Here is a 13,004-nt window from a genome sequence, read left to right as displayed (position 1 = left end):
CTCAGCCCGCGGTGACGTCGACCGCATCGGTGCCTTCGAGCACACGACGGGCCTTGTCCCGGTCGAGGTCACCTTCCCACGCCGCGACCACGACGGTGGCGACGCAGTTGCCGATCAGATTGCCGACGGCGCGCGCCATGCCGATGAACCAGTCAACCGAGAGCACCAGCACGAGGCCGATCGCCGGGATGCTCGGCACCGCATTGAGCGTCGCCGCCAGGATCACGATCGCCGAGCCCGGCACGCCGTGCGCGCCCTTCGACGTGATCAGCGACACGCCGAGCACGAGCAGCAGGTCGCCGAACGACAGCGGCGTGTTGGTCGCCTGCGCGATGAAGACGACCGCCAACGTCAGATAGATCGAGAACGCATCGAGATTGAACGAATAGCCGGTCGGGATTACGAGGCCGACCACCGAATCCTTGACGCCGAAATGCTCCAGCTTGCGCATCACCTGCGGCAGCACCGCGTCGGAGGATGCGGTGGCGACCACGATCATCAGCTCCTCGCGCAGGTAGCCGAGGAACTTGAGGATGTTGATGCCGGCCAGCGCCATCACCCCGCCGAGGACGCCGAGCACGAAGATCGCGACCGAGACGTAGAACAGCGCCACCAGCGACAGCAGCTGCTTCAGCGAGCCGACGCCGTATTTGCCGACCGTGTAGGCGACGGCGCCGAGCACGCCGATCGGCGCGAAGCGCACGATCAGGCCCATGGCGCGGAACAACACGGTCGAGACCGCGTCGATGAACGATGTGATTTTCTCGCCCTTCTCGCCGCCGACCAGCGCCAGGCTGACACCGAAGATGATGGCGAAGAACAGGACCTGCAGCACGTCGTTGCGCGACAGCGCGTCGAACGAGGTGGTCGGGATGATGTTGAGCAGGAAGCTGCCGATGCCTTCGCCCTTCAGCTTCTGTGCATTGCTGGCATAGTTGCCGAGCGCCTTGGCGTCCAGCGTCGAGGTATCGATGTTCATGCCGTGACCGGGGCCGAACAGGTAGGCCAGGATCAAACCTACCACGAGCGCGACCGTCGTCATCGCCTCGAAATACACCAGCGCCTTGACGCCGACGCGTCCGACCTTCTTGAGGTCGCCGGCGCCCGCGATGCCGTGTACCACCACGCAGAACACGATCGGCGCCACGATCATCGAGATCAGCTTCAGGAAGGCATCGCTGAAGATCTTCAACCCGATCGCGAAATCGGGCGCGGCCATGCCGATGATGATGCCGAGCAGCAGCGCAACGAGCACCTGCACGAACAGCGATGTGTAGAGCGGCTTGCGTGCAACTGCGGGTTCCGCTGCGATGGTCGACATGAACTCCCCCTGTTTTTGGCCGGTGTTCTTGCCGGCCGATCCCACCCCATCTTAGCAACTTGCGTGCCAAGATGTCGCAGGATTGGGCGCCATTTGCCCGGTCATTCGCCGGTTTCGAGGGTGCTGGTCACCGTGTAGACGACGCCGTGGGGCAGGAAATCCACCGTGGCCTCGCCGCCGAGCTGGTCGCGGGCGCTGCGCTCGATCAGCCGGGAGCCGAAGCCGCGCTGCACCGGCGCCGTCACCGGTGGGCCGCCGGCCTCCGTCCAGATCATCCGGAGCTTCGGTCCGGCGCTCTCCTCGAGGATTTCCCAGTCCAGCGTCACCGTGCCGGTGTCGTTGGACAGCGCGCCATATTTGGCCGCGTTGGTCGCCATCTCGTGCAGGAGCATCGACAGCACCAAAGCAAGCCGGGGCGACAGCGGCACGCGCGGTCCGAACATCCTGACCCGTCCGGAGGCGTTCAGCAGATAGGGCTGCAGCACGCGGCTGACCACGTCCTGCAGGTCGGAGCCCTGCCATTTGTCGGTCGAGAGCAGGTTGTGCGCCTCGGCGAGCGCGCCGAGCCGTCCCTCGAACTTGTCGCGCTCGGCGCGGCTCGCGCTGCGGAACGTCTGCGTGGCGATCGATTGCAGGATCGCCAGCGTGTTCTTGACGCGGTGGTTGAGTTCCTCGATCAGGAGGTCGTGCAGCATCTCGCCGCGCGCGATCGTGGTCGCCATCCGCACCGCAAAGCCGAGGCCGACCAAGAGCAGGACGCCGCCGATCGCGCTGGTGATCGCGAGCGAGCGCCACAGCGGCGCCACCAGCGAGTTCTCGGCGATCCCGGCGGCGACGGTCCAGCCGGTGATGCGCGATCGGGTGAAGCCCGTGATCAGCGCCACGCCTTCGAGCGAGACGGTCGGGAGTGTCGCCTCGCTGCGGCGGAACATCTCGGCAAACAATGTTGGCGAGGCGCGCTGCCCGATGGTCGCCTGCGGATTCGGCACGCGGGCGAGGTTGACGCCGTCGCCGTCGAAGATCGAGATGGTCCAGTCCTGGTTCAGGCGCTGCCGCTCGATCATGGCCTGGAAGACCTCGATCGGCGGGCTGAAGGAGATGTCGTAGAGCACTTCGCCGTCGCGTATCACCGGCACCTCGACGGTGATGATCAGTTGCTGCTTCACCTCGCCGAAGAACAGGTTGGAGTATTGCGGCTGCCGCGTCGCAAACACCTTCTCGACGATCTCGAGATTGTTGCGCGGCGGCAGGCTCGCGGTGTCCGGCGTCAGCGAGGAGAACACCTGGCGTCCCCTGCGGTCGGCCACCAGCACCACACCGTCCTTGCCATACTGGTCGAGAAAGCCGGCTGCGACGCGGCGGAAGTTGTCGAAGTCGCTGTTGCGCAGCGAGTTGGTCAGTGCCAGCACCTGCAGCCCGCCGGTCATGCGCTGCATTTCCGCATCGAGCAGCAGGCGGATGCTGCGCGCCGTCTCCAGCACGCGCTGCGTGGCCGCCTGGCGATCCCGCTGGTAATTGTGGAACACGATCCCGACCGCGAAAACGATCAGCGGCAACATCGTCCCCGCGACCAGAAGCGCGAGACGCACTGGCAATGTCAGTTTCGGCACGATGTCCCCGGGTCGGCGCCCGTTTGCAGTGAGCTTAGGAGAGGCGGGAAAAGTCCGCCAAAGGAAATGACAGACAATTTGAAAGAATTCGCGGCGCACAGAGCATGATCCGGAAAAGTGTGAAGCGGTTTTCCGGAAGGATCATGCTCAAACGAGGATTGTACGCCGCGGAAGGGCCCTTGGTCAGAGGTTGCTCTCGGTGATCGCGGCGTAGACCATGGTGCGCAGCTCGCGACGCAGCGGATAGGCGCTCGACGGCAGCACCTGGGTCATGAAGATCGTGATCAGCTCCTCGGCCGGATCGATGAAGAACGATGTCGTCGCCGCGCCGCCCCAGTTGAATTCGCCCGGACTGCCGGCGATCAGGGTCTGCGCCGGGTGCATGGTGACGGCGAAGCCGAGGCCGAAGCCGATGCCGCTATAGGCGGCTTCGGCGAACATCGAGCGCGACATCGCCGGCAGGTCGCCGCCGCCGGGTAAATGGTTGGTGGCCATCAGCTTCAGCGTCTTCGGGCCGAGCAGCCGAACGCCGCCGAGCTCACCGCCGTTGAGCAGCGCGCGGCAGAAGGTCAGGTAGTCGGCCGCGGTCGAGCACAGCCCGCCGCCGCCGGAGACCAGCGAGGGCGGCGACAGGAATGAGCTGGTGGCCGGATCGTCCTGCAGCGTCAGCGTGCCCTTGCGCTCGGCGGCGAGCGGGTTGAAGCCGCCCTGCGGGTCGGCGGAATAGCAGGCGGCAAGGCGGTGCGCCTTGTCGGCCGGCACGAAGAAGTCTGTGTCGTTCATGCCGAGCGGCTTGAAGATCCGCTCCTTCAGGAACTGCTCGAACGGCATCCCCGAGATCTTGCCGACGAGATAGCCGAGCACGTCGGTGGAGACCGAGTAATTCCAGGCTTCTCCCGGCGAGAATTCCAGCGGGATCTTCGCCAGGTCCTCGATCATGCTGTCGAGCGTGCCGGCCTTGACGACCTCGCCGATCTTCTTTTCGCGATAGGCCGCGTCGACATTGGAGCGCTGCTGGAAGCCGTAGGTGAGACCCGAGGTGTGGCGCAGCAGGTCGACGATGAGCATTGGCCTGCTCGGCGGCCGGGTCAGGAAGGCAGGCGCGGTGCCGGCGACGAACACGCCGAGGTTCTTCCATTCCGGAATGTATTTGGCGACCGGCTCGTCGAGCGCGACCTTGCCTTCCTCGACCAGCATCATGAAGGCGACCGAAGTGATCGGCTTGGTCATCGAATAGATGCGGAAGATGGTGTCGTCCTTCACCGGCACCTTGCGCTCGAGATCGGCATAGCCCTGAACGGTGGAATGCACGACCTTGCCGCGGCGGTAGATCAGGACCTGGGTGCCGGGAAAGCGGCCGGAATCGATGTAGCGGCTCTTCAGATGCGCTTCGAGGCGGTTGAGGGCGGCGGTCGACATTCCCGCGGATTCGGGCGAGGCAGGCGTGGGAGCTAACATCGGGCATTTTCTCCGGCTGGCGAGGCAGCCTTGATAGCCGAAAAGTGTCCGCCGCAGCAATCGGCCGCCGCTTACCGGCACCGGGCCGGTAGTGTACGCTCGCCCCTGCAATCGCGCCCTCAAGGGATACGGGAAACGCCGAGATGACCCAGTTCAACGAAACCGAGCTCACCGCAGCCGTCATCCGCAGCTTCGACCAGACGCCCGATCCGCGGGCCAAGTTCCTGCTGCAGGAGCTGGTGAAGTCGCTGCACGACTATGTGCGCAAGACCGATCTCACCTTCGAGGAATGGGATCACGCCATCGGCTTCCTGACCCGCACCGGGCAGAAGTGCACCGACATCCGCCAGGAATTCATCCTGTTGTCCGACGTGCTCGGCGTGTCGATGCTGGTCGATGCGGTCAACCACAGGGATCGCGACGGCGCGACCGAGACCACCGTGCTCGGCCCGTTCTATGTCGGCGAGCACAAGGTGACACCGCACGGCACCGACATCTCGGCAAGCCTGCCCGGCGAGCGCATGTTCGTGCAAGGGCGCGTCACCGATCTCGACGGCAAGCCGCTGGCCAATGTGCCGGTCGATGTCTGGCACGCGGACGACGACGGATTCTATGACTCGCAGAAGCCGAGCTATGCCTCCGAAGGCCCGTCCTCGCGGGCGCGCTTCATCACCGATGCCGACGGTCGCTTCTTCTTCCGCACCATCGTGCCGTGCAGCTATCCGATCCCGACCGATGGTCCGGTCGGGCAGATGATCACGCAGACCAACCGGCATCCGATGCGGCCGGCGCATGTGCACTTCCTGGTCAATGCCAAGGGCCATGAGCCGCTGATCACGCATGTGTTCGTCGAAGGCGACAAGTACATCGACTCCGATGTCGTGTTCGGCGTGAAGGACGAACTGATCGCCAAGGTCGAGCGGCACACCGATCCTGTGATGCCCGACGGCCAGCGCTCGGATGGCCCGTGGAGCCTGATGACCTACGAATTCCACGTGAAGCCCGGCGGCGGAATGGCGCCCGCGCCGCTCGGCACCAAGGTCGCTGAAGACGCCTGATTACTGTCGTCCAAGCATTCTGCCCAATTCATGTGCGGCGCACAAGAATTGGGCGAATCGCATTTTTGGCAACGCGCGGAGACTCCGCGCGCGCTGCGGCAAGTTGCGCAAGACATCCACCCGCTCCTCCAACGAGTGAACCAACAATGATGTTCCTGGAAACGCCGCCGAAAGTGATCCCGACCGAAGTCTTCTCCGCCGTGCCGGCCGAATTCCGCCGCAAGGTGGCGAGCGAATGGGCCGACGCCAACCGGCCGGGCGCGGTGACCGACTGCTTCATCGAGGGACCGTCGTTCGATGCCGCCGGCAATCTCTACATCGTCGATATTCCATTCGGTCGCATCTTCAGGATTGCGCCGGACGGGTCATGGACGCAGGTCGCCGAATATGACGGCTGGCCGAACGGGCTGAAGATCAATCCGATGGGCCGCATCCTGATCGCCGACTACAGGCACGGGCTAATGGAGCTCGATGCCAGATCGGGCGAGGTCATGCCGCTGCTGCGCTCGCGCAATTCGGAATCGTTCCGCGGCTGCAACGATCTGCACATCGCCACCAACGGCGACATCTATTTCACCGACCAGGGCCAGACCGGGCTGCACGATCCGACCGGCCGGGTCTACCGCTTGAAGACCGGCGGGCAGCTCGACTGCCTGATCGACACCGGCATCAGCCCGAACGGCTTAGTGCTCGATCCGCACGAGGCGGTGCTGTTCGTCGCCATGACCCGCGACAATGCGGTGTGGCGCGCGCCGTTCATGAAGGACGGCAGCGTATCCAAGGTCGGACGGTTCTGCTCGCTGTTCGGCCCGAGCGGACCCGACGGCATGACGATGGACAGCGCCGGGCGGCTGTTCGTCGCGCACGCCTCGCTCGGCCATGTCTTCGTGTTCGCACCGAACGGCGAGTGCATCGCGCGGATCAAGTCCTGCGCCGGCCAGAGCTGCACCAATGTCGCGATCGGCGGCGCCAACCGCGACCGGCTCTACATCACGGAATCGGTGACGGGCACAGTGCTGGTCGCCGATATCAGCGGGCTCGACGGATAGTCACGCACCGGCGCTCGAACGAAGCACGTTGTCGCTCGGTGCGATGGCGGTGTGGGCGAATCTCAACGTGTGACCGCGCGTAATGCGGGCATTGCGGGTGCGGATCGGAGGATCCGCGCCGTTGCGATTACGTGAGACGGCGCAACAACCGCTGTCGTCCCGGCGAAAGCCGGGACGACGATGTGGAGACATGATCTCTCGTTTCCACTATCTTTGCGCTGGGCGAGAGGCGACCCACGCAGAACGAGGCGATCGTGCAGACAAGAAAGTTCGGCAACAACGGCCCGCAGGTCTCGGTGATCGGGCAGGGCACCTGGTATCTCGATCGCGGTGACCGCAAGGCAGCGATCGCTGCGCTGAAGCGCGGTATCGACGCCGGCATGACGCATATCGACACCGCCGAGATGTATGGCGACGCCGAGCTTGTGATTGCGGACGCGATTGCCGGCCGCCGCGACGAGCTGTTCCTGGTCTCGAAGGTCCTGCCGAGCAACTCCTCGCGGCGCGGCACCATCACCGCCTGTGAGCGCTCGCTGAAGCGGCTGAAGACCGATCGCCTCGATTGCTATCTGCTGCACTGGCGCGGAACCTATCCGCTCGCCGAGACCGTCGCGGCGTTCGACGAATTGGTCGCGGCCGGCAAGATCCGTTCCTGGGGCGTCAGCAATTTCGACGCAGCCGATCTCGATGAACTGCTCGATGTCGCGGGCGAGGGCGAGATCGCCTGCAACCAGGTGCTCTACCATCTGCGCGAGCGCGCCATCGAGCACGCCGTGATCCCGTGGTGCGAGCAGCATGGCGTGGCCGTGGTCGCCTATTCGCCGTTCGGCCACAATGATTTTCCTTCCGCATCGAGCAAATCCGGAGCGGTGCTGCAATCGATCGCGCAAACGCACCAGGCGACACCGCGCCAGGTCGCGCTGGGCTTTCTCACGCGGCTGCCGTCGGTGCTCGCGATCCCGAAGGCGTCGAACGCGGACCACGCAGCGGAGAATGCCGCGGCGGGAACGCTCAAGCTCAGCGGCGACGAAATCGCCGCGCTCGACGCGGCGTTTCCGCGCGGGCCGAAGCCGCGCTCGCTGCCGATGCTCTAGTTCGCGGGATTCACTCAAGCTCCGCTCCACACAGTTCTTAACAAACTGTTGCAGTTGCGGCCGCGCACGGTCTGCGGAGGCCGGTCGCGCGCTGGTGCATATCGGAGTCCCGTTTTCGGGCATTGTTCTTGCGGCGGAATTGGCGTTCTGTACGAATAGCAGATCCCCCTTATTTTGCCTTCGAGATTGCCGTGACACCGCCCCCCGCCGTAGCCGCCAGGCTGGACAGCGTTCCTCTTTCATTGCCCGCGAAAACTTCTGTTGCACGCAAGGCGCCGGCCCGCACCGACCGGCCGTTCAAGGGCATTGCGCTGATCCTGCTGTCGACGGTGTTTTTGGGCACCTCCGACGTCACCGCGAAATATCTGTCGTCCTCGCTGCCTTCGATCGAGATCGCGTGGATCCGCTTCCTGGTGTTCGCGTTGATCATGACGCCGGCGATGCTGCCGGGCACGCCGTTGTTCGCGCTGCGCAGCGGCCGTCCCGGCCTGCACGTGCTGCGCGGCGCAGCGCTGCTCGGCTCCTCCTTGATCTTCATCACGGGGCTGGGCTTCCTGCCGATCGCCGAGGCCTCGGCCACCAGTTTCGTCTCGCCGCTGTTCGTCACCGCGCTGTCGATCGCTTTCCTCGGCGAGAAGGTCGGCATGCGGCGCTGGATCGCAACCGCGGTCGGCCTCGCCGGTGTGTTCATCATCCTGCGGCCGGGCACCAGCGCCTTCCATCCTGCCGCGATCTTCCCGATCGTCTCGGCGCTGGCCTGGGCCGCCACGCTGATCCTGACGCGGATGATGAGCGGCAGCGAACGTCCGATCACCGTGATGACCTATTCGTCCATCGTCGGCGTCGCCATCGTCAGCGCGCTGGTGCCGTTCGTCTGGGTCACGCCGAGCTGGCACGACATCATGTTCGGCATCCTGATCGGCGTTGCGTCCACCGTCGGACAGTGGATCGTGGTGCTGGCGTTCCGCTACGGCGATGCCTCGGTGCTGGCGCCGTTCTCCTATACGCAGCTGCTGTGGGTCAGCATCCTCGGCTTCCTGATCTTCGGCGAAGTCCCCGATCGCTGGACCATCCTCGGCGCCGGCTTCATCGTCGCCTCCGGTCTCTACACCGCGCACCGCGAGCGCATGCGCCGCTCGCAATTGCTGGCGGTGGCCAGCGAGCCGTCGCCAAACGCCTGAGGGTGCACTTGCGTTTTCGGACGAAGCGGCTATCCCTTCCGTTAGAAAATGCATCAAAATGAGTGGGACAAAACCCACGCGGGAGGAAACATGCGCGCAGCGATCTTCAGAAACGGCGAGATTGTCGTCGACCAGATGCCGGAACCGAAGCCGGGCGCCGGCCAGGTGCTGGTCAAATCGCTCGCCTGCGGCATCTGCGGTTCCGATCTGCACGCGCGCAAGCATGCCCACCGCATGGTGGAGCTGAGCAAGTTCCTGCCCGGCCGCACGCCGATGGACCTGTCGCGCGACGTCGTGTTCGGTCACGAGTTCTGCTGCGAAATCCTCGATTACGGCCCGGGCACCACGCGCAAGCTGAAGCCCGGTACGCGCGTCTGCTCGCTGCCGGCGCTGCTGACGCCGGAGGGTCCGAAGGGCATCGGCTATTCCAACGACTATCTCGGCGGCTATGCCGAGCAGATGCTGCTCAGCGAGCCGCTGCTGCTCGAAGTGCCGAACGGGCTCGCCGCCGAGCACGCCGCGCTCACCGAGCCGCTTGCGGTCGGCGTCCATGCGGTGGCGATGGCCAACATCAGGGGCGGCGAGGTGCCGCTGGTGATCGGTTGCGGGCCGGTCGGCCTTGCGGTGATCGCGGCGCTGAAGATCAAGGGGCTCGGTCCGATCGTTGCCGCCGACTACTCGCCGGCGCGGCGGCTGCTCGCCGAGAAGATGGGCGCCGATGTGGTGGTCGATCCCGCCAAGACGCAGCCTTATGCGAGCTGGGCCGAGCACGCCCAGATGACCGAGGCAGAGAAGGCGGCGCGGCCGCCGATGCAGGCGCTGCTGCCGCCGCTGAAGCCCGCGCTGATCTTCGAATGCGTGGGCGTGCCCGGCGTGTTGCAGCAGGTGTTCGAGGGCGCCCCGCGCAGCGCGCGCATCGTCGTGGTCGGGGTCTGCATGGAGACCGACAAGTCCGAGCCGATGCTCGGCATCATCAAGGAGCTCAACGTCCAGTACGTGCTCGGCTATACGCCGGAGGAGTTCGCCTATTCGCTGCGTCTGATTGCGGAAGGCCAGGTCGATGCCGCATCGCTGGTCACCGGCCGCGTCGGCATCGACGGTGTCGCGCAGGCCTTTGCCGATCTCGCCAATCCCGAGGCGCACACCAAGATCCTGGTCGAGCCGTGGCGTTGAGTTGCCTGACGGCGCCGCGCGATTTGCATTTCGCGGGACCGAACCTATAGTTCGCTGTCTCTTATGCACTGACAGCACCCATCTCATGCGCGTTTCAATCATTACGGGAGGCGGCTCCGGCATCGGCGCCGCGGTTGCGCGCCGGCTGGCCGGCCCCGATCAGGGGCTGATGCTGCATGGCCAGGGCGCCGAGGCCAGCGGGCTCGCGCGGCTGAATTCGGTCGCGGAGGAATGCCGCAGCAAGGGCGCCAAGGTTGCGGTCTCTACCGGCGATCTCGCCGTGGTCGGCGCCGGCGCGTCGCTGGTCGAGGCTGCGCGCGCCGCATTCGGGCCGATCGACAGCATCGTGCACGCCGCGGGCTTCGCCGATCGCCGCGATTTCGCCAGTCTGCCGCGCGCGGCGCTGGAGCGCGCTTTCGCGGTGATGGCGGCGGCATTTCATGAAATCGCGGCGGCTGCACTGTCCGATCTCGCGCGCAGCGCGCAGGGTCGCGTCGTCGCGGTCTCGAGTTTCGGGCCGCATCGCTTCGTGCCCGGCGCCACTTATCCGGGATCGGCCGCCGCGAAGGCCGCGCTCGAAGTGCTGGTGAAGTCGCTCGCAATCGAGCTCGCAGCTTCGGGCGCCACCTCAAATGCCGTGATGCCCGGCTACACGCGCAAGGATCCCGGCCTGTTCGGTGCGCTGGACACCGCGACCTGGGAGCGGGTGGCGAAAGCCAATCCGATGCAGCGGCTGGCCGAGCCCGACGAGGTCGCCGCCGTCGTGGTGTTCCTGCTGTCGCCGGAAGCGGGCCACATCACCGGCGCTACGCTGCCGGTCGATGGCGGCCTGACCTTGATGTGACGGCATGAGCGAGGGCGCGTCCGCACAGCAGGCTGATGTCGTCGTGCTTGGCGCCGGCATGGTCGGCGTCTCGGCTGGCCTTGCCGCACGGCAGCGCGGTCTCTCCGTCGTCATCGTCGACCGCCGCGAGCCGGGCAGCGAGACCTCCTACGGCAATGCCGGCATCATCTCGTCCGGCTCGATCCTGCCGCTCAACACGCCACAGCTTTTGAAGAACCTGCCGAAATATCTCACCAACACGCATCCGGCGCTGCGCTGGAATCTTTCGTGGGCGGTCGCCAACGCCGGCTGGGTGATCCGCTTCCTCGCTGCGGCGACACCGTCGCAGACCAAACCCCGGGCCGCCGCGCTGCACGGCCTGATCGGGACGTCGCTGGCGCTGCATCGCGACTGGATCGTGCAGGCGGGCGCCGGCCATCGCATCAGAGAGACCGGCTGGCTCAAGGCCTGGCGCGGCGACGGGCTTGCGACCGCCAAGGCCGAGCAGGCGGCGCTCGCCGAATTCGGCATCAAAAGCGAGGTGCTCGATCGCCAGGCGATCTCCGCGCTCGAGCCGAACATCATTCCTGCCTACAGTGTCGGCCTGCTGCACACCCAGACGGCATCGGTCGATTCACCGGGCGCGGTGGTCAAGGCCTATGCGCAGATGCTCGCCGCCAGCGGCGGCACGGTGCGGCAGTCCGAGATCCGGCGGATCGAGCAACAGGACGAAGGCTGGCGCGTGCAGCTTGCCGACGGCGAGATCGCCGCGCGCCATGTCGTGGTCGCGCTCGGGCCGTGGTCGGCGGAGCTGCTGCGGCCGCTCGGCTATCGCGTGCCGCTGGCGTTCGAGCGCGGCTATCACCAGCATTTCGTGCCGAACCCGGCACGCAAATTGCTGCGGCCGATCCATGATGCGGAGGGGGCATTTCTGATGACGCCGATGGAGCAGGGCGTTCGCGTCACCAGCGGCGTCGAGCTGACCGCGCGCGACGCGCCGTCGAACTATGCGCAGCTCGAGGCCGTGGTGCCGATGGCGCGCGGCGTGGTCGAATTCGGCGAAGCGGTCGGCGAGCGCTGGCGCGGCGCGCGGCCGACGCTGCCCGACAGCCTGCCGATGATCGGACCAGCGCCGCGGCATCGCGGTCTCTGGCTCGCCTTCGGCAACCAGCATATCGGCTTCACCACCGGTCCCGGAACGGGCGCCGCGGTCGCGGCAATGATCGCGGGCGCCGCGCCGCCGTTCGAGGTGAAGGCATTTTCGCCGGGCCGGTATATCGCGTGACTTGCGCGAGGCCGCCTGCGATGCTGGGCCCGCAAGGCGCGCGCAAGACGTGTGGCAACCGAGGGGCAGGATGAACTACGTCTGGGATTTCGGGATCCTCGCCAAGTACAGCCATCTGTTCTGGCTCGGGCTCGGCTGGACCATGGCCTACACGATCGGCACCATCATCCTGGGCACCTTGATCGGCCTGATCGTCGGCATGCTGCGGCTGCGGCGGATTCCGGTGATCGACTGGCTCCTGATCGCCTATATCGAAGCCTTCCGTTGCACGCCGCTGTTGGTGCAGATCATCTGGTTCTACTACGCTTTTCCGGTCGTGATCGGCGTCAACATCCCGGCGCATGTCGCAGCGGTCAGCGTGCTGTCGCTCTATGGCGGCGCGTTCTATGCCGAGATCGTGCGCGGCTCGATCGAGAGCGTGCCGATCGGGCAGTGGGACGCGGCGAAGGCGCTCGGCTTCCGCGGCTGGCGCCTGATGCGGCTCGTGATCCTGCCGCAGGCGCTGAAGCCGATGATGGCGCCCTATGTCAACCAGTCGGTGACGCAGCTGAAGAACACCTCGCTGGTCTCGATCATCGCGGTGCCCGATCTTGTCTACAACGCCACCCTGATCAACGCCGACACCTACAGGCCGCTCGAGGTCTACACCATCGTGGCGCTGATCTATTTTGCGATCCTGTTTCCCTCGACACTGGTGGCGCGCCGGCTGGAGCGCGGGCTGACCTACGACAAGGTGTGATCGTTCTTCTCCCTCTCCCCGTTCTTACGGGGAGAGGGTCGGAGTGAGGGGCTGCTTCCACGAGTCTGGATCGCGGTGAGACCTGTACCCCCTCACCCGGATCGCATCTGGCGATGCGATCTGACCTCTCCCCGCAAGCGCAGGGCTGTCCGGGGAATGATTCACTGTGTCGCGGTGCATGCTCGGCGAAACCGAGGCAAATCGGTCTTTTCT

The 13,004-nt window shown here is 65.7% G+C and carries 11 protein-coding genes; 8 read left to right on the top strand and 3 right to left on the bottom strand.

Features of this window, described 5'->3' with window-relative positions:
* Window position 1: 1 nt before the first annotated feature.
* From ACVW1C_RS07910 to ACVW1C_RS07900, 3 genes are all read right to left on the bottom strand, one after another.
* Window positions 2–1,321 (bottom strand): dicarboxylate/amino acid:cation symporter, encoded by a 1,320-nt coding sequence (locus tag ACVW1C_RS07910; RefSeq protein ID WP_456757928.1) that lies wholly within the window; start codon window positions 1,319–1,321, stop codon window positions 2–4.
* Between the two features lie 101 nt (window positions 1,322–1,422).
* The gene (locus ACVW1C_RS07905; protein ID WP_456763018.1) at window positions 1,423–2,880 is read right to left on the bottom strand and encodes a sensor histidine kinase; all 1,458 of its coding nucleotides are present in this window, start codon (window positions 2,878–2,880) and stop codon (window positions 1,423–1,425) included.
* 234 nt (window positions 2,881–3,114) lie between these two features.
* Window positions 3,115–4,389: a serine hydrolase domain-containing protein gene (locus ACVW1C_RS07900; RefSeq protein ID WP_456757927.1), complete on the bottom strand. Its 1,275-nt coding sequence runs from the start codon at window positions 4,387–4,389 to the stop codon at window positions 3,115–3,117.
* A gap of 143 nt (window positions 4,390–4,532) precedes the next feature.
* Here ACVW1C_RS07900 and ACVW1C_RS07895 point away from each other — a divergent pair, with 143 nt between their 5' ends.
* The 8 genes from ACVW1C_RS07895 (at window position 4,533) to ACVW1C_RS07860 (ending at window position 12,791) form a co-directional block, all read left to right on the top strand.
* Window positions 4,533–5,447: an intradiol ring-cleavage dioxygenase gene (locus ACVW1C_RS07895; RefSeq protein ID WP_456757926.1), complete on the top strand. Its 915-nt coding sequence runs from the start codon at window positions 4,533–4,535 to the stop codon at window positions 5,445–5,447.
* Between the two features lie 146 nt (window positions 5,448–5,593).
* Window positions 5,594–6,496: an SMP-30/gluconolactonase/LRE family protein gene (locus tag ACVW1C_RS07890; protein WP_456757925.1), complete on the top strand. Its 903-nt coding sequence runs from the start codon at window positions 5,594–5,596 to the stop codon at window positions 6,494–6,496.
* Between the two features lie 254 nt (window positions 6,497–6,750).
* Entirely contained in the window at window positions 6,751–7,590 is an 840-nt protein-coding gene (locus ACVW1C_RS07885; protein WP_456757924.1) for an aldo/keto reductase, read from the top strand.
* A gap of 191 nt (window positions 7,591–7,781) precedes the next feature.
* Complete coding sequence (locus ACVW1C_RS07880; RefSeq protein WP_456757923.1) at window positions 7,782–8,771, top strand: DMT family transporter; 990 nt, start codon at window positions 7,782–7,784, stop codon at window positions 8,769–8,771.
* A 90-nt stretch (window positions 8,772–8,861) separates the two neighbouring features.
* Window positions 8,862–9,944, top strand: coding sequence for a zinc-binding dehydrogenase (locus tag ACVW1C_RS07875; protein ID WP_456757922.1), 1,083 nt, complete (start codon window positions 8,862–8,864; stop codon window positions 9,942–9,944).
* An 85-nt stretch (window positions 9,945–10,029) separates the two neighbouring features.
* Entirely contained in the window at window positions 10,030–10,788 is a 759-nt protein-coding gene (locus ACVW1C_RS07870) for an SDR family NAD(P)-dependent oxidoreductase (protein ID WP_456757921.1), read from the top strand.
* A 4-nt stretch (window positions 10,789–10,792) separates the two neighbouring features.
* The gene (locus tag ACVW1C_RS07865; protein WP_456757920.1) at window positions 10,793–12,052 is read left to right on the top strand and encodes an NAD(P)/FAD-dependent oxidoreductase; all 1,260 of its coding nucleotides are present in this window, start codon (window positions 10,793–10,795) and stop codon (window positions 12,050–12,052) included.
* A 70-nt stretch (window positions 12,053–12,122) separates the two neighbouring features.
* Window positions 12,123–12,791, top strand: a complete 669-nt coding sequence (locus ACVW1C_RS07860) for an amino acid ABC transporter permease (protein WP_207836161.1) — start codon at window positions 12,123–12,125, stop codon at window positions 12,789–12,791.
* Window positions 12,792–13,004: the final 213 nt, after the last annotated feature.

The sequence above is a fragment of the Bradyrhizobium sp. USDA 4011 genome, from assembly GCF_054063415.1.
This window is presented reverse-complemented; position numbering and strand designations above follow the sequence as displayed.

Excerpts from the sequence above, each read along its gene's own strand:
- ACVW1C_RS07890 (WP_456757925.1), top strand. The coding sequence starts at position 5,594 with ATGATGTTCCTGGAAACGCCGCCGAAAGTGATCCCGACCGAAGTCTTC.
- ACVW1C_RS07895 (WP_456757926.1), top strand. The coding sequence starts at position 4,533 with ATGACCCAGTTCAACGAAACCGAGCTCACCGCAGCCGTCATCCGCAGC.
- ACVW1C_RS07870 (WP_456757921.1), top strand. The coding sequence starts at position 10,030 with ATGCGCGTTTCAATCATTACGGGAGGCGGCTCCGGCATCGGCGCCGCG.
- ACVW1C_RS07900 (WP_456757927.1), bottom strand. The coding sequence starts at position 4,389 with ATGTTAGCTCCCACGCCTGCCTCGCCCGAATCCGCGGGAATGTCGACC.
- ACVW1C_RS07865 (WP_456757920.1), top strand. The coding sequence starts at position 10,793 with ATGAGCGAGGGCGCGTCCGCACAGCAGGCTGATGTCGTCGTGCTTGGC.
- ACVW1C_RS07905 (WP_456763018.1), bottom strand. The coding sequence starts at position 2,880 with ATGTTGCCGCTGATCGTTTTCGCGGTCGGGATCGTGTTCCACAATTAC.
- ACVW1C_RS07875 (WP_456757922.1), top strand. The coding sequence starts at position 8,862 with ATGCGCGCAGCGATCTTCAGAAACGGCGAGATTGTCGTCGACCAGATG.
- ACVW1C_RS07910 (WP_456757928.1), bottom strand. The coding sequence starts at position 1,321 with ATGTCGACCATCGCAGCGGAACCCGCAGTTGCACGCAAGCCGCTCTAC.
- ACVW1C_RS07860 (WP_207836161.1), top strand. The coding sequence starts at position 12,123 with ATGAACTACGTCTGGGATTTCGGGATCCTCGCCAAGTACAGCCATCTG.